Origin of the sequence: Mesorhizobium sp. B2-5-13 (assembly GCF_006440535.1) — a bacterium.
In the GTDB taxonomy this organism is placed as follows: domain Bacteria; phylum Pseudomonadota; class Alphaproteobacteria; order Rhizobiales; family Rhizobiaceae; genus Mesorhizobium; species Mesorhizobium salmacidum.
Genome location: NZ_VFUI01000009.1, coordinates 1 through 21,863 on the forward strand (window position 1 = coordinate 1; position 21,863 = coordinate 21,863).

The following is a 21,863-nucleotide window of genomic DNA, read 5'->3' on the forward strand; positions in this document are numbered from 1 at the left end:
ACTCCAAAACCCCTTCGGGCCAAAAGTGTTACCCATGTCTCCGGTATAAACCGTAACCTATGTGTCCGGAACGGACCAAGAGGGGATGGTGCCCAGAGGCGGATTCGAACCACCGACACGCGGATTTTCAGTCCGCTGCTCTACCAACTGAGCTATCTGGGCCTGTTCCGGCTAACGAAAAACTCGTGCTCCGGATTCCATAAAGGCACCGTAGGCACCCCTTGAAAGCGCGTGGGTTATAGCATGGGAATCCGGCCTGTCCAGCGCCCAGATGTGGATTTCCTGCAGGAAAAGAAATGCCGCCCGATGGGCTGGTTTCCATGCCGTGCGCCCGCCTATCTGGCGCTTGCCAGTCCCTTGCGGAAGTCGGATGGCGTCATGCCGGCGAGCTTGCGGAAGGATTTGTTGAAGGCGCTGAGCGAGCCGAAGCCACTATCCATGGCCACGCGCAGCACATTGGCGTCCTGATGCATCAACAGCGCCTGCGCGTAGCTCAGCCGCAGAAGGTTGACATATTCGTTGAGCGTCATGCCGGTCGATTTCTTGAACAGGCTCATGGCGTATTTGGGGTGGATGTCGGCGGCCGCCGCTATGTTCACGCAATCGATGTCGTAGAGGAAATTCTCGGCGATGAAATCGCACATGCGCCCGACATTGCGCGACGACTGCTGATCGAAGGGGCTGCCCGCTTCCTGCCCGGCGGCGTTTCCCGGCACCAGCCGGTAGGGCTCGAACCGCACCCGCTCCAGCCGCAGCAGAAGTTCGTTGACGGCGTGCTCGGCCTTGGCCGGATCGCCTGAGCGGGCATAGCGGTTCCAGCGGGCGAAATTGTCGTTGTCGGATTGATCGGTGGCGCTGGTCACCAGCGTCGCGCCGGTCATCAGCCGATGGCGTATGTCCGCCGGTAGGTGCAGCCGAAAGAAATGCACCAGCGGCAGATGCGCGCCGGCATAGACGGCGTCGTCGCTCAAATCGTCCATCTGATGCGGCAGGCCGCCCCAGAACAGGCACATCTCGCCGGCCGAAAGCGATATTTCGTGCTCGTTCATGCGGTAGTGGACGGAGCCGCGGACGATGAAATTCACCTCGACCTGGGCATGCCAATGCGGCTTCAGCATCACCAGCGGGTTGGTGTGGAACATCTGCAGCGCCAGCGGAAAACCCTCAACGCTGCTGGCGCCGGGCTGGTAAAACGGCCTGTCAGGCATCTTACTTTCCGCCAATTCCATATTCCCTCTGTCAGGGACAGGCCCTTACCGGTGCCTAGTCTAGCCACGCTCACAGAGAGAGCAAATGAAATGGGAGGATTTCAATGCGCATCACACTGTCCTGCGCCGCGCTAGCACTTGCCCTGGGCTCCGCCCCGGCCTTCGCGCAATCCGGCGAAATCACGATCTGGAGCTGGAACATTGCCGCTTCATCCCTGAAAGCAACGGTTGCCGGCTTCAACAAGCTGCATCCCGACATCAAGGTCACGGTCCAGGATCTCGGCAACCAGCCGACCTATGACAAGTCGATCGCCGGATGCGCGGCCGGCGGCGTCGGGCTGCCCGATATCGTCACCATCGAGAATGGCGAGGCCGAGAATTACTGGAGCCAGTTCCCCGACTGTTTCGTCGACCTGCATACGCTGGGCTATACGCCGGAGGACCAGAAGAAATTCCCCGATTTCAAGCGCACCGAACTCGAAGTCGGCGACAAGGCCTATGCGATGCCGTGGGATTCCGGCCCGGTCGCCGCCTTCTATCGCCGCGACTTCTATGAGAAGGCCGGCGTCGATCCGGCATCGATCAAGACCTGGGACGATTTCATCGCCGCCGGCAAGAAGATCCAGGCCGCCAATCCGGGGGTCTCGATGACCAATGCCGATTTCAACGGCGACAGTGAATTCTTCCGCATGATCTCCAACGAACAGGGCTGCGCCTATTTCGCCGAGGACGGCCAGTCGATCACGGTCAACCAGCCCAAATGCGTCGACGCCATGACCAAGGTCAAGGAGATGAAGGACGCTGGCATCGTCTCGTCCGCCGACTGGGGCACCAAGATCACCAACAACACCGCCGGAGCCGTCGCCACCCAGGTCTATGGCGGCTGGTACGAGGGCACTATCCGCACCGAATCGGCGGGCGAAAACGGCAAATGGGGCGTCTACCTGATGCCGAGCCTGACCGCGGACGGCCCGCGCGCCGCCAATCTCGGCGGCTCTTCGCTCGCCATCACTTCGGCGTCGAAGAACAAGGAAGCGGCCTACGAGTATTTGAAATACACGCTCGGCACCAATGAAGGCCAGATCACCATGCTGAAGGAGTTCGGTCTTGTCCCCTCGCTGGTCTCGGCCCTGAACGACCCCTATGTCAGCCAGGGCCTGCCCTACTGGGGTGGCCAGGCGGTGTGGAAGGATATTCTGGGCACCTTGCCCAAGGTTGTTCCGAGCCGCGGCACGCAGTTCCAGAGCGATGCCGAGATCATCGTCCGCGCGGTGCAGACCAAATATCTCGCCGGCGGCTACCCCGACGCCAAGGCGGCACTCGACGACGCCGCTAGCCAGATCGCCTCGGCGACTGGGCTGCCTGTCAAGTCCTGACCTCCCAGGACGGGGTCCGGGATGGCAAAAGTGCCGTCCTGGACCCGCCACTTGCTCGCTTGTCTTCAACACCAGGGATGAAGGAGGAGAAAAGATGCGCAACCGCAATGCCACGGCCTATCGCTTCCTCACGCCCTATCTCCTGATCTTCGCCATCTTCTGGGTGTGGCCGATCATCTCCTCGTTCCTGATCTCGTTCCAGGCGACGCGTACCGTGCCGTGGCGCTTCGCACCGGGCTTCAACTGGGGCCGGCTGATCGGCGACCCTGCCTTCTTCAACGCGCTGAAGAACACGCTGCTCATCCTCATCATCCAGGTTCCGGTGATGATCGCCCTGGCCATGGTGATGGCGGTGTTGCTGAATTCGCCGCTGCTCAAGGCGCGCGGCCTCTACCGCTTTGCCTTCTTCGCCCCGGTCGTCGTCGGCGAGGTCGCCTATTCAGCGGTGTTCCGGCTGATGTTCAGCCTCGATTTCGGCATCGTCAACAAGCTCTTGAACAGCATCGGCCTGCCGAAGGTCGACTGGTTCTCCAATGTCACGCCGGCCATGGCGCTGATCATGATCGCGGTCACCTGGCGCTGGGCCGGGTACAACGCCATTATCCTGCTGGCAGGCATGCAATCCATTCCCGATGATGTCTACGAGGCGGCGACGCTCGACCGGGTGAGCAAGCTCAAGCAATTCTTCTACATCACCCTGCCGCTGTTGAAGCCGGTCATCGTCTTCTGCGCCGTGCTGTCGATCATCGGCACCATGCAATTGTTCACCGAGCCGTTCCTGATCACCGAGCGCGGCGGGCCGGGCGGCGGCACAGAGACGCTCGGCCTGCTGCTTTACCGCCAGGGTTTCCGCTCGCTCAACTTCGGCTATGCCTCGGCCGTCGCCTACACCATGGCGGGGCTGGCCATCGCGATCACGCTGGTGCAGCTTTGGTTGACGAGGGAACCGAAATGAGTTCGCTCTCGTCGGCAAGACTGAAACGAAGCATTGCACTGCACCTCTTCCTGACGCCGCTGGCGCTGATCTGGCTGTTTCCGCTGTGGATGATGGTGGTGTTCTCGACCATGCCCGACAACGGCATCTTCAGCCCCGGCATCGAACTGTTGCCGCACGGCAACTTCATCGACAATTTCAACAATCTGCAGCGCGACACCGACTTCGTCGGCGCCATCATCATCTCCGTTTGCGTGGCGGTGACCTACACCGTCCTGTCGGTGCTTTTGACCTCGATGGCCGGATGGGCGCTGGCCCGCTACCAGTTCTTCGGCAAAAGCGTCGTCGTCGCCATCATCCTGGGCACCATCACGCTGCCCTATGCGGTGGTGCTGATCCCGCAATTCATCATGGTGGCGCGCGACTTCAAGCTCGCCAACACGTGGGTGGCGCTGATCGTGCCGCCGCTGTTCAATTCGCTTGGCGTGCTGTTCATGCGCCAGAGCTTTTCCATGATGCCGGACGATCTGTTCGATGCCGCCCGCGTCGAGGGCGTCAAGGAGTGGCGCATCTTCGTCTTCATCGCCTTGCCGTTGGCGCGGCCGATGCTGGCCGCACTCTGCATCATCCTGTTTCTCGCCTCCTGGAACAATTATCTCTGGCCGCTTCTGATCAACAGCCAGCCGGGTTCGATGACGGCACCCGTGGCGCTCGGCACGCTGATCGGCCTGACCAAAGTGTCGTGGGGCGGCATCATGGCGGGCGCGGTGATGCTGACCGTGCCGATGCTCATCGTCTTCGTGCTCCTGCAGCGTCATTTCATCGCCGGCATCGCCGCCGGCGCGGTCAAATAAGGAGCAGAATGGCAACCGTCACTCTCACCAATGTCGCCAAGCGCTTCGGCGCGTTCGAGGTCGTCCACGGTGCCAACATCGACATCACCGATGGCGAGTTCGTCGTCTTCGTCGGCCCGTCGGGCTGCGGCAAGTCCACGCTGCTTAGGATGATCGCCGGGCTGGAGGACATCAGCGGCGGCGAGATCGCGATCGGTGGCAAGGTGGTCAATGATGTCGAGCCCGCCGACCGCGGCATCGCCATGGTGTTCCAGTCCTACGCACTTTATCCGCATATGAGTGTCGAACAGAACCTCTCCTTCGGGTTGCGCATGACCGGCAACCCCAAGGCCGACACCGAGCGGCGGGTGAAGCGCGCGGCCGAGATCCTGCGCATCAGCGAATTGATGGAGCGCCGCCCGAAGAAACTTTCCGGTGGCCAGCGCCAACGTGTCGCCATCGGCCGCGCCATCGTGCGCGAGCCGCAAGTGTTCCTGTTCGACGAGCCGCTTTCCAATCTCGATGCCGAACTGCGCGTCCAGATGCGGGTCGAGATCTCAAGGCTGCATAAGGAACTCGGCGCCACCATGGTCTATGTCACCCATGACCAGACCGAGGCAATGACGCTCGCCGACCGGATCGTCGTGCTGCGCGCCGGCCATATCGAGCAGATCGGCAGGCCGCTCGAACTCTATGACAATCCCGACAATATTTTCGTGGCCGGCTTTGTCGGTTCACCGAAGATGAACTTCATCAAGGCCCACACTGTCGGCCGTGATGCAAAAGGCGTTGTGGTCGAATTGGCGGGCGAGGAGAAGGCCCGTGTCGTCCAGCCGTTGACAGGCGTCGCGCCCGAGCCGGGCAGCAAGGTCATCGTCGGCGTGCGGCCCGAACATTTCGGCGTTGCCGGTGAAGGCGACGCTGACCTTACGGTCGCCATCGACGTGGTCGAGCACCTGGGCGGCACGAGTTTTCTCTACGCCAGGACGGCCCATGGCGACGACGTGGTGATCCAGCGCGACGCGGCAAAGGTCCCCGAGACATCAAATGTCACCGTTTCCATCCGCAAATCCTACCTGTTCGACGAAAAAGGGATGCGGCTGCGCTGACCGGCCGCCCCTTTCCCAGCCCGCAAGGAGAATGACATGACTGCATCAACGCCCATTCGCTGGGGCATTCTTGGGCCGGGCGGCATCGCCAAGGCCTTTGCCGGCGGCGTCGCCGGTTCGCGCACCGGTAAACTGGTTGCCATCGGCGCGCGCAATCCCGGCAAGCCGGGACTGGCCGAGAGCTTTCCCGGCGCCCGCATCCTCGACGGTTATGACGCTCTTCTTGCCGATCCGGAGATCGACGCGATCTATATCGCGGTCCCGCATCCAGGCCATGCGCAATGGGCGATCAGGGCGGCGGAAGCCGGAAAGCATGTGCTCTGCGAAAAGCCGCTCGGGCTGACGGCTTTCGAGGCCGACGCCATGATGCATGCGGCGCGCAAGGCCGGCACCTTCCTCGGCGAAGCCTTCATGTACCGGCTGCATCCGCAGATGCTGCAACTGGTGGACCTGATCAAGTCGGGCGTCATCGGCGAGATCAGGATGATCAAGTCGAGCTTTGGCTTCGCCATGCCTGATTTCATGCCGCGGCACCGGCTCTACGCCAACGATCTCGCCGGCGGCGGCATCCTCGATGTCGGCGGTTATCCCGTTTCGATGGTGCGGCTGATTGCTGGTACCGCCATCGGAGCGCCCTTCGCCGAACCCGACAAGGTCGCCGGCACCGCCCATCTTGGTCAATCCGGTGTCGACGAATGGGCCTCCGCTGTCCTGCATTTTCCCGGCGCTATCGTTGCCGAGGTTTCCTGCAGCATCTCGCTCAACCAGGACAATGTTCTGCGCATCTTCGGCACCAAGGGGCGTGTCGAGGTGCCCGACTTCTGGTTCGCCGGCGGCGACCGCGATGTCGGCCCAGGCCGGATCGACGTGATCGGTGCCGACGGCGCGCAAGAGACCATCAGCGTCAACGAGAAGCGCCATGTCTATTCCTTCGAGGTCGATGCCGCCGGCGAGGCGATCCGCGCCGGGCGTCAGGAATTCGCCTGGCCGGGCATGGGTTGGGCCGACAGCCTCGGCACCTTGCGCGTGCTTGACAGATGGCGCGCGGCGGTCGGGCTGGAATATGAGATCGAGAAGGCCTCGCTGCGCACCAACACCATCTCCGGGCGACCCCTGCGCCCGGGCGGCACCGCGATCGGCAAGCGCACCATTCCGGGCCTGGCGAAGCCGGCCTCCGTGGTGGCGCTCGGCTTCGAGGATTTCCGCACCTTCTCCTCCGGGTCGATCCTGCTCGACGCCTTTTTCGAGGCCGGCGGCAATCTCTTCGACACTGGCTATGTCTATGGCGGTGGCTACACCGAGACGCTGCTCGGCCAATGGCTGAGGAACCGTAGCGTGCGCGGGCAATCGGTTGTTATCGCCAAGGGAGCGCATTCGCCGCTCTGCTATCCCGACGTGATCGGCAAGCAGCTTGCCCAGTCGCTCGACCGCCTGCAGACTGACCATGTCGATATCTATTTCATGCATCGCGACAATCCGGACGTGCCGGTCGGCGAATTCGTCGATGCCATGGACCGCGAGGTCAAAGCCGGGCGCATTCGCGGCCCCTTCGGCGGCTCGAACTGGACGATGCAGCGCATGGACGAGGCGATTGCCTATGCCGAGCGAACCGGCAAGCAGAAGCCCGGTGTGCTCTCCAACAATTTTTCGCTGGCCGAAATGCTGGAGCCGATCTGGGCTGGTTGTGTCACCTCCTCCACCGATGACTGGAAGGCCTGGCTGACATCCAGGCAGATGCCGAACTTTGCCTGGTCGAGCCAGGGACGCGGCTTCTTCACCGACCGCGCCGGGCGCGACAGGCTGGACAGCGAGGAACTGGTGCGGGTCTGGTACTCGGAGCGCAATTTCGGTCGTCGCGACCGCGCGATCGAGCTCGCCGCCCGGCTGCGCAAAAGCCCGATCCACATTGCGCTGGCCTATGTGCTCAACCAGCCTTTCCCATCGATCCCCTTGATCGGGCCGCGTACGCTTGGTGAACTGGACGACAGTCTGCGGGCGCTGGACATCGCGCTCTCGCCCGCCGAACTCGAGTGGCTGGACGGCGGCAGCCTGCACGCGGCCTGACAAAACACGGCCCCAAGCGGCGTCAGGTCTCGTCGTCCGACAGTCTGACGCCGCGCCTAGCCGGGGTTCGCAAGCTGGCATACATGCCGGTCGTGCGGAATTGGCTGGGCGTCGTGCCGTAGAGTCGGCGGAAGACCTTCGAAAAATAATTCGCGTCCTCGAAACCGCACAGGATGGCGACCTCCTTTACCGGCAGGAAGTCCGCTTTCGTCAAAAGCTTCGCGGCCCGTTGCAGCCGCTGCTGCAGTACGAACTCGGCGGGCGGCAGGCCCTCGCTCTCGGCGAAACAGCGCGAGAAATGAGCCCGGCTGAGCCCGCTGATCTGGACGAGGTCCGCCACCGGCAGGGCTTTGTCGAGATTGGCGTTGATGTGATCGATGACTGGCTGCATGGCGCTCTGTTTTTCGGCAAAGGCATGCGAGCCGAACACATCGTCATAGAGCGCCATCGCCGCCTCGTAGGCGATCGCCGAAGCAGCACCTGGCGAAGCGGCCCCCTTGATGAGACGCAGGCTGCAATCGGCAAGATGATCGATCGTCGCCGGCTGCAGCCGAAAGACCGGTCCCGACACGTCGAGGATCGACTTGTGGATGCGCAACGCCTCCTCGCCGTTCATCGAGATCCAGAAATATTCCCAGCGCTCGTCCCTGGCCAGCCAGTAGCGGTGGTTGTGCGGCACCAGCACCAGCAGCGTGTCGTTCGTCTGCAGGCGGTAATCGCGGTTCTCGTAGCGCAGCCGGCCGGTGCCGCTGATCGTATGCTGCAGTACGGTGAATGGTGTCTGGCCGCGCTTTCGCCCGTCCCAGTCATAGGTCACGTCCTCGCGCACCTCATAGCCCGTGCTTGTCGGCATGGCATGCAGGCGCTGGCGGCCGCGCGGCAGCGAGACCGTCCGCATTGACTGTCCGTTGGCGATCAAATCCCGCAGCACAAAATTACCCCTGAAAGCATAATCCTTCTCTGGCCGCGCCCGCGAATATGCGCATAATCCCGCCTCGAAGAACGCGAATAACCCGCGATCGAGGAGCGGGCGGGAGGAGAGAAAGCCGGATTCCGGCCTGAATGGCTTGCACGCCAAGGCGTGTAGCCGTCTTCCTCCCTTGCTGCTCCTTGCCTAGCATTCGAATGGATCGAGGTGAAGGTGATGAGTTTCAAAATCGCTATTATCGGCGCCGGCAGCGTCGGTTTCACCAAGAAGCTGTTCACCGATATTCTCTGCGTGCCTGAATTCAAGGACATCGAATTCGCGCTGACGGACCTCAGCGAGCACAATCTGGGGATGATCAAGGCGATCCTCGACAGGATCGTCGAGGCGAACGGATTGCCGACCAGGGTGACCGCGACAACCGACCGCCGCAAGGCAATCGAGGGCGCTCGCTATATCATCAGCTGCGTGCGGGTCGGCGGCCTCGAAGCCTATGCCGACGATATCCGCATTCCCTTGAAATACGGTATCGACCAGTGTGTCGGCGACACGATCTGCGCCGGCGGCATCCTCTACGGCCAGCGCAATATTCCGGTGATCCTCGATTTCTGCAAGGACATCCGCGAAGTTGCCGACACCAACGCCAAATTCCTCAACTACGCCAACCCGATGGCGATGAACACCTGGGCGGCGATCGAATACGGCAAGGTCGACACGGTCGGCCTCTGCCATGGTGTCCAGCACGGCGCCGAACAGATCGCCGCGGTGCTGGGCGCGAAATCGCCGCGGGAACTCGACTATGTCTGTTCCGGCATCAACCACCAGACCTGGTTCATCGATTTGCGGCTGAACGGCCGAAAGATCGACAAAGATGAGCTAGTCGCCGCCTTCGAGGCGCACCCGGTCTATTCCCAGCAGGAAAAGCTTCGCATCGATGTGCTCAAGCGTTTCGGCGTCTATTCGACTGAAAGCAACGGGCATCTTTCCGAATATCTGCCCTGGTACCGCAAGCGCCCCGACGAGATCACGCGCTGGATCGACATGTCGGACTGGATCCATGGCGAAACGGGCGGCTATCTCCGCTATTCCACGGAAACCCGCAATTGGTTCGAGACCGAATATCCGCAATTCCTCGAAGCGGCATCGAAGCCGATCGACGCCTCAAAGCGCTCCAACGAGCATGCCAGCCATATATTGGAGGCGCTGGAAACCAACCGCGTCTATCGCGGCCACTTCAACGTCAAGAATGAGGGCGTGATCACCAATCTGCCGCGCGACGCCATCATCGAATCGCCCGGTTTCGTCGACCGTTTCGGCATCAACATGGCCGCCGGCATCACGCTGCCGGAAGCCTGTGCCGCCACCTGCATGGCCTCTATCAACGTCCAGCGCATGTCGGTCCATGCCGCCATCTCTGGCGACATCGATCTTCTGAAGCTTGCCGTGCTGCACGACCCGCTGGTCGGCGCCGTGTCGACGCCGGAGGAGGTCTGGCAGATGGTGGACGAAATGGTCGTCGCCCAGGCGCAATGGTTGCCGCAATATGCCCACGCGGTTCCTGCGGCCAAAGAGCGGCTGTCGAAATCCACAGTCAAGACCCGGGAATGGGCGGGTGCCGCGCGGCGGGACGTGCGCTCGATCGAGGAACTGCGGGCAGAAAAGGCCGCGCTGAAACAGGCCGTCTGAAAGCGGGCGCGGCGGCGGACCCTCGGGAGGCAGGTCCACCGCAGTCAGCTGCCCGGAGAAATCAGAGAAGTGTGAAGCGGTTCTCCGTCCGGAATTGCATACCGACATAGACAAGACGAGCAGCAGCAAACGTCTGAACACGAGGGAGGACACTAATGAGGAACCTACGCAGTATTGGCATTGCCGCTGGACTGGCGCTGAGCGTCTCCGTTCCAGCGCTCAACGCTTTCGCTTCCGAACCGACCGTCCCGCCGGTGCCGGCGACGTTTCCGGCGGAGGGCAAGATCAAATACGTGGCGCGCGACTCCATCCTGGAGTTCAAGGCGCTGCCCGAGTATCACGAGCCCGGCTGGGTGACGGAAAAATACGTCAAGGCCGGCAAGCTGCCGCCGGTCAAGGAAAGGCTGCCGAAGGAGCCGCTTGTCTTCAAGACGGGCAACATGCCGAACGGCGTCGGCGTCTACGGCGATACGATGCGCCATGTCATCGGCGGCCGGCCGGAAGGCTGGAACTACGGCGCCGGCCAGACCCAAGGCTGGGGCGGCATCGACATCGGCCTTTCCGAGTGCCTGACGCGCACCGCGCCGCTGTTCCAGGTCGAGGCGAAGGATACCGAGCCGCTGCCCAACCTCGCCAAAAGCTGGGATTGGTCGGCCGATGGCCACAAGCTGACCATGCATCTCGTCGAAGGTGCCAAATGGTCCGACGGCGTGCCATTCAACGCCGACGATGTCATGTTCTACTGGGACGACGAGGTCTTGGATCCCAACGTCTCGCCGCTCAACGGCGCCACCCAGGAAACCTTCGGTGTCGGCACGACGCTCAAGAAGATCGACGACTACACCGTCGAGTGGACCTTCAAGGACGCCTTCCCGAAACAGCACCTCTACGCAATGGCCTATGGCACCTTCTGCCCCGGTCCCTCGCATATCTTGAAGCCGCAGCACCCGAAATATTCGAAGAACACCTACGACCAGTTCAAGAACGCCTTCCCGCCGGAGTATATGAACATGCCGGTCATGGGCGCCTGGGTGCCGGTCGAATATCGGGCCGACGACATCATCGTCATGCGCCGCAATCCCTATTATTGGAAGGTGGACGAGAAGGGCAACCAGCTGCCCTATCTCAACGAATTGCATTACAAGCTGTCGACCTGGGCCGACCGGGACGTTCAGGCGGTCGCCGGCGCAGGCGACTTCTCTAATCTCGAGCAGCCGGAAAACTTCGTTGCCTCTCTGAAGCGCGCGGCGGAAGCGAATGCGCCGGCGCGCCTTGCCTTCGGCCCGCGCCTCATCGGCTATAACCTGCGCATGAATTTTTCCGCCAATGGCTGGGGCAATCCGGACGAGCGCGGCCAGGCGATCCGCGAACTGAACCGCAACGAGGATTTCCGCAAGGCCGTCACCATGGCGCTTGACCGCAAGGCGCTGGGCGATTCCCTCGTCAAGGGGCCGTTCACCGCGATCTATCCTGGCGGCCTCTCCTCGGGCACCAGCTTCTACGACCGCAAATCCACCGTCTACTATCCTTTCGACCTCGAGGGCGCCAAAGCCGAACTCGCCAAGGCCGGACTGAAGGACACTGACGGCGATGGTTTCGTCAACTTCCCGGCCGGTACCGCCGGCGGCAAGAATGTCGAGATCGTGATGCTGGTCAACAACGACTACACCACCGACAAAAGCCTCGCCGAAGGCGTGGTCGCGCAGATGGAGAAGCTTGGTCTGCGGATCGTGCTCAACGGGCTCAACGGTACCCAGCGCGATGCCACGCAATATTCAGGCCGTTTCGACTGGCTGATCCGGCGCAATGAGCAGGAGCTGACCTCAGTGGTGCAGAACACCGTGCAGCTCGCTCCAGTCGGCCCCAAGACCAGCTGGGATCACCGCGCGCCGGAAAGCGGGGAGGTCGATCTGATGCCTTTCGAGAAGGATCTCGTCGACATCGTCAACAAGTTCGTCTCGTCGGCGGATAATAATCAGCGCGCCAGTCTGATGCGGGACTTCCAGAAAATCTCGACCGAACACGTCTACAATATCGGCCTGACGGAATATCCCGGCGCGCTGATCATCAACAAGCGCTTCTCGAACATTCCGCAAGGCACGCCGATCTTCATGTTCAACTGGGCTGAGGATTCCATCATCCGCGAACGGGTCTTCGTCGCGGCCGACAAGCAGGCCAAATACGAATTGTTCCCGGAAGAGCTTCCCGGCAAGCCTGGAGACAAGGGTCCGATGTAAGTTTACCTCCCCTGACTGAGAGAGACCCGGCCGCGCCGCTGGCGCGGCCGGGACAAACCAACCCTCCGAGCGCCCCCAAGGAGCGTCCGGCGAGATGAGGAAGCGGACCGCCCATGCTGCGATTCCTGCTCACGCGTATAGCGTCGGCAATACCGGTTCTCGCTATTCTGAGCCTCGTCACCTTTGCCATCATCCAGGCGCCGCCTGGCGACTATGCCGATTACATCCGCTCGCAATTGATCAACCAGGGCGGAGCCTCCTTCGCCGAGGCTGATGCTCAGGCTCAAGCCTATCGCGTCGAGCACGGCCTCGATAAGCCGCTGCCCGTCCAGTATCTCAACTGGATCGGCGGCATCGTCACCCACGGCGATTTCGGCTACAGCCTCTATTACAACAAGCCGGTGGCCGACGTCGTCGGCGAGCGCCTGCCGCGCACGCTGCTTCTGGCTTTGGTCTGCCATCTGCTCGCCTCGGTGCTGGGCATCACCTTCGGCATCTGGGCGGCGACCCGGCAATACACCTGGATCGACTCGACCCTGTCGGCGATTTCGTTCCTCGGCATGACGGTGCCGCGCTTCCTGATGGCGCTGATCATCGTCTATCTCCTGGTCTTCCAGTTCAATGTCTCGGAGATCGGCTCATTCTTCTCGCCGCAATATGGCGGCGCGCCATGGTCGTGGGCGAAGTTCGTCGACCTGGTCAAGCATGTCTGGCCGGTGGTGGCGATCGCCACCTTCGGCGGCCTTGCCTACAATATGCGCGTCATGCGCGGCAATCTGCTCGATACGCTCAACGCGCAATATGTCGAGACGGCCAAGGCCAAGGGCTTGACCGGTAGCGCCGTCGTGATGCGCCACGCCGTGCCGAATGCCCTGCATCCGCTGGTCATGTATCAGGGCGTGGTGCTGCCCTATATGCTGACCGGCGAGATCGAGACGGCGATCATCTTCGCGCTGCCGACCGTCGGTCCGGCGATCGTCGGCTCGATGGCGGTCGGCGACGTCTATGTCACCGCCACCTTCATGATGGTGCTGTCGGCGACGCTGATCGTCGGCAACATCATCGCCGACATGCTGCTCGTCCTGCTCGATCCGCGCGTGCGCCAGTTCGGGGAGGGTTAGATGCTGGCACGAGATCCTTCACCACCGCCACTGCCGGCCGAGCGAGCCACAGTGGCGCCCGCACGCGGCAATGAGAGCTACATGGCGCTTGTCTGGCGCCGGCTGAAGCGCTCCTGGACCGGCATGGCCGGGCTTTGGCTGGTCGTGCTGCTCCTGGTCATGGCCGTATTCGCCGAATTCCTGGCGCCGATGGACCCGAAGGCGACCGATGTCGGCTTCGCTCCGCCGCAGCTGCCGTCCTTCCACGACAAGGACGGCAATTTCGTCGCGCGGCCGAGGGTCTATGCACTGTCCGATTCGGCCGACCTCGATCCGGTTACTTTCCAGCCCATCGTCGGCCCCGACTACGACCACCCGAGGCTGCTTGGCTTCTTCGTCGAAGGCGCACCGTACAAGCTCTTCGGACTGATACCGGCGAACCGGCATTTCTTCGCCTCGACGGATGGCCAGCCGGTGCATTTCCTCGGCACCGACAAATTCGGCCGCGACGTGCTGTCGCGCGCCATCCACGGCTCGCGCGTCTCACTGATGATCGCGCTGACGGTCGTCTTCATCATCACCGTCATCGGCACCACCGTCGGCATGGTCTCCGGCTATTTCGGCGGCCGGTTCGACGTCTGGATGCAGCGCTTCGTCGAACTGGTGCTCGCCTTCCCGCAACTGCCGCTCTACCTGGCGCTGACGACGTTGATCCCGGTCACCGCGCCGACCAATGTGTTCCTCGCCTTCGTCATCATCGTCATGTCGGCGCTGGGCTGGGCGCAGATGTCGCGCGAGGTGCGCGGCAAGACGCTGGCGCTGGCGCGCATAGAGTATGTGCGCGCCGCCATGGCGGTCGGCGCGACAGACCGGCGCATCATCCTGCAGCACATCTTTCCCAATGTGATGAGCCACGTGATTGTCGCCGTGACGCTGGCGATCCCGACGGTGGTGCTGCTCGAATCCTTCCTCGGGTTCCTCGGTTTTGCCGTCAAGCCGCCGCTGATCTCCTGGGGCCTGATGCTGCAGGACACCGCGACCTATTCGGTCATCGGCACTTATCCCTGGATCCTGTCGCCGGTCGGTTTCGTGCTCGTCACCGTCTTTGCCTTCAACGCGCTGGGCGACGGCCTGCGCGATGCCGTCGATCCGTATTGAGGGGACCGGGATGACCATTGTACTCGCCGAGCCCTTCGCACCAGCTTTCCGCCTTGACCATGATGGGCGCCAGGGAGAGCCCGTCATCGATGCCCGCAACATCGAGGTGGCCTTCAAGGTCGAACACGGTGTCGTCGAGGCGGTCAAGGACATCTCGTTTCAGCTCTATCGCGGCGAGACGATCGCGATCGTCGGCGAATCCGGTTCCGGCAAGTCGGTGACGGCGCGCACCGTCATGGGGCTGCTGTCGCGCCGCGCCACCGTGTCGCCGAAATCGAGCATCTGTTACGACGGGCGGGACATCCTGAAATTTTCCGAAAGCGCCCGGCGCAAGCTGCGCGGCAACCGCATCTCGATGATTTTCCAGGAGCCGATGAGCTCGCTCAATCCGATCTATACGGTCGGCAGCCAGATCGTCGAAGCAATCCGGGTGCATCGCCAGGTGAGCCGCAAGCAAGCCTGGGCGCGGGCGCTAGAGCTGCTGCGGCATGTGCAGATCCCCGAACCCGAAGCGCGGCTCAAACAATATCCGCACCAGCTCTCGGGCGGGCAGCGGCAGCGCGTGATGATCGCCATGGCGCTCGCCAACGATCCCGACGTGCTGATCGCCGATGAGCCGACGACCGCGCTTGATGTCACGGTCCAGGCGCAGATCCTCAACCTGATCCGCAATCTGCAGAAAGAGCTGCGGATGGCGGTGATCCTGATCACCCACGATCTCACCGTGGTGCGCAAGTTTTCGGACTACGTCTATGTGATGCAGCATGGCGAAATGTGCGAGCACAACGTCACCGAACGGCTCTTCGCCGCTCCGCGGCATCCCTACACCCAGCGGCTGCTTGCCTCCGAGCCACGCGGCCGGCCGCAACCGCTGCCCGAGGGCAGCGGCACCATCCTCGAGGCGAACGGCGTGCGCGTCTGCTTCATGCTGCGCCATGGAACGTTCCTGAAGCCGGACTGGCGCGAACTGGTTGCCGTTGACGACCTCGACCTCAAGCTTTGCCGCCACGAGACGCTGGGACTGGTCGGCGAATCCGGTTCTGGCAAGACCACATTCGGCCAGGCGCTGCTGAGGTTGGCCGACGCCAAACGCGGCGAGATCCGCTTCGATGGCCAGCCTATCCATGGCCTGTCGCGAGGCGAGATGCGGCCGCTGCGTTCGCGCATGCAGATCGTCTTCCAGGATCCGTTCTCCTCGCTCAACCCGCGCATGACGATCGGCCAGATCATCGAGGAAGGGCTGATCGTCAACAGCATCGGCGCAACACGGCGCGAGCGGGTCGAGCGGGTGCGCGAGGCACTGGTCAGTGCCGGCATGCCGGGCGATATCCTGTCGCGGTTTCCGCATGAGTTCTCCGGTGGCCAGCGCCAGCGTATCGCGATTGCGCGGGCCATCGCACTCGAACCCGAATTCATCCTGCTCGACGAGCCGACATCGGCGCTCGACCTCTCCGTCCAGGCGCAGATCATCGACCTGCTGCGCAAGCTGCAGGACGAGCGTGGTCTGAGCTATCTCTTCATCTCGCACGACCTCAAGGTGGTGCGCGCGCTGTGCCACCGCGTCATCGTCATGCAGCACGGCAAGATCGTCGAGCAGGGCCCTGTCGACGAGGTCCTCACCAATCCCAAGACCGCCTACACCGAACGGCTCGTCAGGGCCGCTTTCGACGTGGCCTGAACACATGCCGGAGGTTACATTGGCAAGACATCCCAGGATCACTTTCATCGGCGCCGGTTCGACGGTGTTCATGAAGAACATCGTCGGCGACGTGCTGCAGCGCCCGGCACTTTCGGGCGCCACGATCGCGCTGATGGACATCAATTCGCAGCGGCTGGAAGAAAGCGCCGTCGTCGTCAACAAGCTGATCGCCACACTCGGCGTCAAGGCGAAGGCCGAGACCTACACGGACCAGCGCAAGGCGCTGGCGGACGCCGATTTCGTCGTCGTCGCCTTCCAGATCGGCGGCTATGAGCCCTGCACCGTCACGGATTTCGAGGTGCCGAAGAGATACGGGCTGCGCCAGACGATCGCCGATACGCTCGGTGTCGGCGGCATCATGCGGGGCCTGAGGACCGTGCCGCATCTGTGGAAGATCTGCGAGGACATGCTTGCAGTCTGCCCGCAGGCGATCATGCTGCAATACGTCAACCCGATGGCGATCAACACCTGGGCGATCTCAGAGAAATATCCCGAGATCAGGCAGGTCGGGCTGTGCCACTCGGTGCAAGGCACGGCGATGGAACTGGCGCACGACCTCGACCTTCCTTACGACGAGATTCGTTACCGCTCGGCTGGTATCAACCACATGGCCTTCTACCTGAAGTTCGAGCATCGCCAGCCGGACGGATCCTACCGCGACCTCTATCCCGATCTCGTGCGCGCCTATCGCGAAGGCCGCGCGCCGAAGCCCGGCTGGAACCCGCGCTGCCCCAACAAGGTGCGTTACGAGATGCTGACGCGGCTGGGCTATTTCGTCACCGAAAGCTCGGAGCATTTTGCCGAATACACGCCCTATTTCATCAAGGACGGCCGCCCCGATTTGATCGAGAAATACGGCATTCCGCTCGATGAATACCCCAAGCGCTGCATCGAGCAGATCGAGCGCTGGAAGGACCAGGCGCAGGCGTATAGCTCGGCCCAACGTATCGAGGTCGAGGAGTCCAAGGAGTATGCCTCCTCGATCATGAATTCGGTCTGGACCGGTGAGCCGTCGGTGATCTACGGCAATGTCCGCAACAATGGCTGCATCACCTCGCTGCCCCGCGATTGCGCGGCCGAAGTGCCGTGCCTGGTCGATGCGTCCGGCATCCAGCCGACCTATATAGGCGACCTGCCGCCGCAATTGACGGCGCTGATCCGTACCAACATCAACGTGCAGGAACTGACGGTGCGGGCGCTGATGACGGAAAACCGCGAACACATCTATCACGCGGCGATGATGGACCCGCACACGGCGGCCGAACTCGACCTCGACCAGATCTGGTCATTGGTCGACGATCTCCTGGCCGCCCACGGCGACTGGCTTCCGGCCTGGGCGCGTGGTGATCGCAAGAACCAGGCCGCCTGACCGGCCGCCCGGGCTTCATTTCGGCCCTGGCTTCATTTCGGCTCGTCGGCGTCCGGTTCTTCCTCTTCGTCGCGAGCGGAGATGACATAGGCGCCCTTCAGCCAGCGGTTGAGGTCGATGTCCTTGCAGCGCGTCGAGCAGAACGGATAGGTCTCGCGCGCCGACGGCTTGCCGCATTCGGGGCAAGGGCGCTTGGGCCGCAGTGGCGTGACTTTGTCGTCCGCGCTCATGGTCGCGCGGACAACCAGTTTTGATGGGTCTTGAAACCTTCGCCCGACAGCAGCGCCGCCGTCTCATAGAGCGGCAGGCCGACAATATTGGTGTAGGAGCCGACGAGCTTGACGACGAAGGAGCCGGCGAGACCCTGGACGGCATAGCCGCCGGCCTTGCCCCGCCATTCGCCCGAGGCGACATAGGCGTCGATTTCCTCGCGTGGCAGCCGCTTGAAACGCACCCGCGTCTCGACCAGCCGCTGGCGCATTTTGCCCCCCGGCGTGATCAGGCAGATGCCGGAATAAACCCGGTGCGAACGGCCGGACAACAGCCCGAGGCAGTTGGCGGCGTCATCCAGTGTCTCGGCCTTGGGCAGGATGCGTCGCCCGACGGCGACCACTGTGTCGGCCGCCAGCACAAAGCTTGGCGCATAGTCGGTCTCGGCCTTCAGCGATGCGAACGCCTTCTCGGCCTTTTCCTTCGACAGCCGTTTGGCCAGCGAACGCGGATGCTCGGCACGCAGCGGCGTTTCGTCGATATCGGCTGGCAGGATGCGGTCCGGCTCGATGCCGGCCTGCTGCAAGAGTTCGATGCGACGCGGCGAACCCGAGGCAAGCACCAGCTTATGCAAAATGCTCATCGCGCTCGAGTCTTGATCTTACTTGAAACGGTAGGTGATGCGGCCTTTGGTCAGGTCGTATGGCGTCATCTCGACCAGAACCTTGTCGCCGGTCAGCACGCGGATGCGGTTCTTGCGCATGCGGCCGGCCGTATGGGCGATAATCTCGTGTTCGTTTTCGAGCTTTACCCTGAACATCGCGTTGGGCAACAATTCCGTGACGATACCCGGAAACTCGAGGACTTCTTCCTTCGGCATTCGATACCTTTGCTTGGATGACAGTTCCGGCGCCTAGAGCATGATGCCGAAAAGTGTGAAGCGGTTTTCCGACGACATCACGCTCTACTTCTTTGACCTAGAGTCGGATGATTTCAGGTCGGACAGGACCTGAAATCATCCGACTCCAGCCGGAATTTCGGCGGAACCTATATGATAATCGTGCGCTTGTGAACACGCTTAATCCGTCGCGTTTTTTGCTTCGGGAAGCAAAAAACGTCGGCTTATGCGTAACTTCAGCCGCTCGCGCACGTCGCGATAGCTTGCCATGATCTGTTCACGCGTGCCGTCGGCACCGGTCGGGTCCGGCGTCGGCCAGTATTCCACCTCGACGGCAAGCGAGCGGGTGAGTTCGAGTGCCGCATGGTGCGCCTCCGGCGCCAGTGTCACGATCAGGTCGAAATAGTCGTCCTCGAGATCGTCCAGCGTCCGTGGATGGCGTTCGCCCAGCGTCAGACCGTCTTCGGCAAGCACGGCATCGACGAACGGGTCGCGCTCGCCGGCGCGCACACCCGCCGAGGCGACGAAAATGGTAGCGGGAAGCATCCGGCGCGCCAGCTGCTCGGCCATTGGCGAGCGCACGGCATTCATGCCGCACAGGAACAGGACCGAGCGGGGCAGGGCGCCGGCGACCAGGATCAGCCCCGCCAGTGCAGCACGCAGACCAGCGTGAACAGCCGTCGCGCCGTGTCGAAGTCGATGTCGATCTTGCCGGAGAGCCGATCCATCAGCGTCTGCGAGCCCTCATTGTGCAGGCCACGGCGGCCCATGTCGATCGCCTCGATGTGGCTCGGCGTCGAGGAGCGGATGGCGTCGTAGTAGCTCTCGCAGATCATATAGTAGTCCTTGACGATGCGCCTGAGCGGCGTCAGCGACAGGATGTGGGTGACGACGGCGGCGCCGTCCTCGCGCGCCACGGCAAAGACCAGGCGGGACTCGGCCAGCGACAGCTTCAGCCGGTAAGGACCTGTACCGCTGTCGTTGACAGGCTTAAAACTGTTCTCCTCGATCAGGTCGAAGATCGCCACCGCCCGTTCATGCTCGACATCGGGCGTCGAACGGCCGATCGATTCATCGAGTTCGACATCGATCAGTTTTGCGCGGGTTTGATCGTGGCCCGTCATGCCGGCCTACATGTTCAGACGTATGGCGACAGAGCGGCCATGCGCGTCGAGCCCTTCCGCCTGAGCGAGTGCGATCGCCGCCGGTGCCAGCATGCGCAACTGCTCCGGCCCGAGCTTCAGGACCGAGGTGCGCTTGACGAAGTCGAGCACGGAAAGGCCCGACGAGAAGCGCGCCGAGCGCGCCGTCGGCAGCACATGGTTGGAGCCGCCGACATAGTCGCCGATGACCTCGGGCGTGTGGCGGCCGAGAAAAACCGCGCCGGCGTTGCGCATCCTTGCGAGGAAGCCCTCGGCATCGTCGATGGCCAGTTCGACGTGTTCGGCGGCGATACGGTCGACCAGCGGCAGCGACGCCTCGATCGTTTCGACCTCGATCACCGCGCCGAAATCGCGCCAGCTCGCCGCCGCCGTTTCCGCGCGCGACAGGCTCTGCAACTGGCGTTCGACCGCTTGTTCAACCGCTTTGCCGAAAGCCGGGTTGTCGGTGATCAGGATCGACTGCGACGACACGTCATGCTCGGCCTGGGCAAGCAGGTCCGCCGCGATCCACTCCGGATCATTGCCGCCGTCGGCCACCACAAGCACCTCCGACGGCCCGGCGATCATGTCGATGCCGACAGTGCCGAACACCCGCCGCTTGGCCGCGGCGACATAGGCATTGCCGGGGCCGACGATCTTTGCCACCGGCTTGATCGTCTGCGTGCCATAGGCAAGTGCCGCGATCGCCTGCGCGCCGCCGACGCGGTAGATTTCGGAGACGCCTGATATATCCGCCGCCACCAGCACCAGCGGATTGACGATGCCGTGCGGTGCCGGCACGACCATGACGATGCGCTCGACGCCGGCTACCTTGGCCGGCACGGCGTTCATAAGCACCGAGCTCGGATAGCTTGCCGTGCCGCCCGGCACATAGAGCCCGACCGCCTCGATCGCGGTCCAGCGCGAGCCGAGCTCGACGCCGGCGGCATCCGTGTAGCGTTCGTCCTGCGGCTTTTGCCGCTGGTGGTGGGACCGGATGCGGTCACGCGCGAATTTCAGCGCCTCGACCGTGGCCGGATCGGCCTCGGCATAGGCGCCGGCGATGTGTTCCGCCGAGACGGCAACGCCGAGTTCGGCGAGGTCGCCTCCGCCGAATTTCTTCGTGTAGTCGATCAGTGCCGCGTCGCCCTCGGCACGCACGCGCGCGATGATGTCGCGCACCACGGCGTCGACATCGGCCGACACCTCGCGCTTGGTCGTAAGGAAGGCGGCGAAACGCTGCTCGAAATCGGCGTCGGACTGGCGAAGCGTGATGGGCATCGTATGCTCAAGCCCTGTGTATGGGGCGCGATGTGGCTTCCCACGCGCCGCCAATATCGGCAAGGCGGGCCTCGATGCATTCGACATCGAGCATGATCGTGCCGCCGCCCGAAAAGATCAGTTCGATGATGCCCGCGGGCTTGCTGATCTCAATGAAGCTGATCGCCAGCAGGGAGAGGATTTCGGCCGGCTTGTCGCGCGCGATGCCGTTGGTCTTGGCGCCCAGCACCCGGTCGAAATGCAGCACGGCCTGCCGTCGCTCATTATGTTGGCGAAACAGGCCGGATTTGGCTTCCCACACGAAACGGTTCATGGTCAGCACGAAACGCTTGGCTTTGGGCAGGAATTCGAGGTCCGAGACCTTCATCACGGCGTCCTGGAGATGGGCCGAGACGATGCTCAGATCCTGGTCGTCGAGCGCGATGAGTTTTAAGACCATGCGGATTTCATACCTAGAGGTTGGCAACCAGCCTTTCTGTTAGGCGGTCTTTCCGATCGGTGCAACCGCGCCAAGAATGCTGCCAGAGGCAATTGCCTCAGGTTTTGCACCCCTCATCGGCCCTGCCGGCACTTCTCCCCCGCATAGTGGCGGGAGAAGGACGCTTCGCAGATGATTTCGCCAAGCGACCGTGGA

General features: G+C 62.7%; 20 protein-coding genes and 1 tRNA gene. 11 read left to right on the plus strand and 10 right to left on the minus strand.

The window, feature by feature from the left end; genetic code table 11:
• Positions 1 to 86: 86 nt before the first annotated feature.
• Positions 87 to 162: transfer RNA gene (locus FJ434_RS16555), tRNA-Phe, on the minus strand.
• A 173-nt stretch (positions 163 to 335) separates the two neighbouring features.
• Positions 336 to 1,208 (minus strand): helix-turn-helix domain-containing protein, encoded by an 873-nt coding sequence (locus FJ434_RS16560; protein WP_140748163.1) that lies wholly within the window; start codon positions 1,206 to 1,208, stop codon positions 336 to 338.
• Between the two features lie 104 nt (positions 1,209 to 1,312).
• Here FJ434_RS16560 and FJ434_RS16565 point away from each other — a divergent pair, with 104 nt between their 5' ends.
• The 5 genes from FJ434_RS16565 (at position 1,313) to FJ434_RS16585 (ending at position 7,524) form a co-directional block, all read left to right on the plus strand.
• Positions 1,313 to 2,584 carry an ABC transporter substrate-binding protein gene (locus FJ434_RS16565; RefSeq protein WP_140748166.1) on the plus strand — a complete coding sequence of 424 codons (1,272 nt, stop codon included), beginning with the start codon at positions 1,313 to 1,315 and terminating at the stop codon, positions 2,582 to 2,584.
• Positions 2,585 to 2,678: 94 nt separating this feature from the next.
• Positions 2,679 to 3,539: a sugar ABC transporter permease gene (locus FJ434_RS16570; RefSeq protein WP_140748169.1), complete on the plus strand. Its 861-nt coding sequence runs from the start codon at positions 2,679 to 2,681 to the stop codon at positions 3,537 to 3,539.
• Positions 3,536 to 4,372 carry a carbohydrate ABC transporter permease gene (locus FJ434_RS16575; protein WP_027146569.1) on the plus strand — a complete coding sequence of 279 codons (837 nt, stop codon included), beginning with the start codon at positions 3,536 to 3,538 and terminating at the stop codon, positions 4,370 to 4,372. The genes FJ434_RS16570 and FJ434_RS16575 overlap by 4 nt, the downstream gene beginning before the upstream one ends.
• A gap of 8 nt (positions 4,373 to 4,380) precedes the next feature.
• Positions 4,381 to 5,460 carry a sn-glycerol-3-phosphate ABC transporter ATP-binding protein UgpC gene (ugpC, locus tag FJ434_RS16580; RefSeq protein ID WP_140748172.1) on the plus strand — a complete coding sequence of 360 codons (1,080 nt, stop codon included), beginning with the start codon at positions 4,381 to 4,383 and terminating at the stop codon, positions 5,458 to 5,460.
• A gap of 36 nt (positions 5,461 to 5,496) precedes the next feature.
• Positions 5,497 to 7,524 carry an aldo/keto reductase gene (locus FJ434_RS16585; RefSeq protein ID WP_140748175.1) on the plus strand — a complete coding sequence of 676 codons (2,028 nt, stop codon included), beginning with the start codon at positions 5,497 to 5,499 and terminating at the stop codon, positions 7,522 to 7,524.
• A 22-nt stretch (positions 7,525 to 7,546) separates the two neighbouring features.
• On the opposite strand, the gene FJ434_RS16590 is transcribed toward FJ434_RS16585, so the two are convergent.
• On the minus strand, positions 7,547 to 8,602 hold the full coding sequence (locus tag FJ434_RS16590) for an AraC family transcriptional regulator (RefSeq protein ID WP_348640972.1): 1,056 nt from the start codon (positions 8,600 to 8,602) through the stop codon (positions 7,547 to 7,549).
• Between the two features lie 66 nt (positions 8,603 to 8,668).
• On the opposite strand from FJ434_RS16590, the gene FJ434_RS16595 reads away from it, so the two are divergent.
• The 6 genes from FJ434_RS16595 to FJ434_RS16620 all read left to right on the plus strand — a co-directional run bounded on the left by FJ434_RS16595 (position 8,669) and on the right by FJ434_RS16620 (position 17,698).
• Positions 8,669 to 10,135: an alpha-glucosidase/alpha-galactosidase gene (locus FJ434_RS16595; protein WP_140748180.1), complete on the plus strand. Its 1,467-nt coding sequence runs from the start codon at positions 8,669 to 8,671 to the stop codon at positions 10,133 to 10,135.
• A 155-nt stretch (positions 10,136 to 10,290) separates the two neighbouring features.
• On the plus strand, positions 10,291 to 12,372 hold the full coding sequence (locus tag FJ434_RS16600) for an ABC transporter substrate-binding protein (protein WP_140748183.1): 2,082 nt from the start codon (positions 10,291 to 10,293) through the stop codon (positions 12,370 to 12,372).
• Between the two features lie 113 nt (positions 12,373 to 12,485).
• The gene (locus FJ434_RS16605) at positions 12,486 to 13,493 is read left to right on the plus strand and encodes an ABC transporter permease (protein ID WP_140713390.1); all 1,008 of its coding nucleotides are present in this window, start codon (positions 12,486 to 12,488) and stop codon (positions 13,491 to 13,493) included.
• Positions 13,494 to 14,630 carry an ABC transporter permease gene (locus FJ434_RS16610; protein ID WP_027146562.1) on the plus strand — a complete coding sequence of 379 codons (1,137 nt, stop codon included), beginning with the start codon at positions 13,494 to 13,496 and terminating at the stop codon, positions 14,628 to 14,630.
• 10 nt (positions 14,631 to 14,640) lie between these two features.
• On the plus strand, positions 14,641 to 16,308 hold the full coding sequence (locus FJ434_RS16615; RefSeq protein WP_140748186.1) for an ABC transporter ATP-binding protein: 1,668 nt from the start codon (positions 14,641 to 14,643) through the stop codon (positions 16,306 to 16,308).
• A gap of 19 nt (positions 16,309 to 16,327) precedes the next feature.
• Positions 16,328 to 17,698, plus strand: a complete 1,371-nt coding sequence (locus FJ434_RS16620; protein ID WP_140748189.1) for an alpha-glucosidase/alpha-galactosidase — start codon at positions 16,328 to 16,330, stop codon at positions 17,696 to 17,698.
• Between the two features lie 32 nt (positions 17,699 to 17,730).
• On the opposite strand, the gene yacG is transcribed toward FJ434_RS16620, so the two are convergent.
• The 7 genes from yacG to FJ434_RS16655 all read right to left on the minus strand — a co-directional run bounded on the left by yacG (position 17,731) and on the right by FJ434_RS16655 (position 21,668).
• A complete protein-coding gene (gene yacG, locus FJ434_RS16625; RefSeq protein WP_140748192.1) occupies positions 17,731 to 17,928 on the minus strand; it encodes a DNA gyrase inhibitor YacG in 198 nt (65 codons plus the stop codon).
• Positions 17,925 to 18,551, minus strand: coding sequence for a Maf-like protein (locus FJ434_RS16630; RefSeq protein ID WP_140504737.1), 627 nt, complete (start codon positions 18,549 to 18,551; stop codon positions 17,925 to 17,927). Before FJ434_RS16630 ends, yacG begins: the two co-directional genes overlap by 4 nt.
• Before the next feature lie 18 nt (positions 18,552 to 18,569).
• Positions 18,570 to 18,788, minus strand: coding sequence for a translation initiation factor IF-1 (gene infA, locus FJ434_RS16635; protein ID WP_006329283.1), 219 nt, complete (start codon positions 18,786 to 18,788; stop codon positions 18,570 to 18,572).
• A 198-nt stretch (positions 18,789 to 18,986) separates the two neighbouring features.
• Positions 18,987 to 19,457 (minus strand): low molecular weight phosphatase family protein, encoded by a 471-nt coding sequence (locus tag FJ434_RS16640; protein ID WP_140504733.1) that lies wholly within the window; start codon positions 19,455 to 19,457, stop codon positions 18,987 to 18,989.
• The gene (locus tag FJ434_RS16645; protein WP_140504731.1) at positions 19,445 to 19,930 is read right to left on the minus strand and encodes a UPF0262 family protein; all 486 of its coding nucleotides are present in this window, start codon (positions 19,928 to 19,930) and stop codon (positions 19,445 to 19,447) included. Before FJ434_RS16645 ends, FJ434_RS16640 begins: the two co-directional genes overlap by 13 nt.
• 6 nt (positions 19,931 to 19,936) lie before the next feature.
• A complete protein-coding gene (gene hisD, locus FJ434_RS16650; RefSeq protein WP_140748195.1) occupies positions 19,937 to 21,229 on the minus strand; it encodes a histidinol dehydrogenase in 1,293 nt (430 codons plus the stop codon).
• Between the two features lie 7 nt (positions 21,230 to 21,236).
• A complete protein-coding gene (locus tag FJ434_RS16655; RefSeq protein ID WP_140748198.1) occupies positions 21,237 to 21,668 on the minus strand; it encodes a DUF2948 family protein in 432 nt (143 codons plus the stop codon).
• Between the last annotated feature and the right edge of the window lie 195 nt (positions 21,669 to 21,863).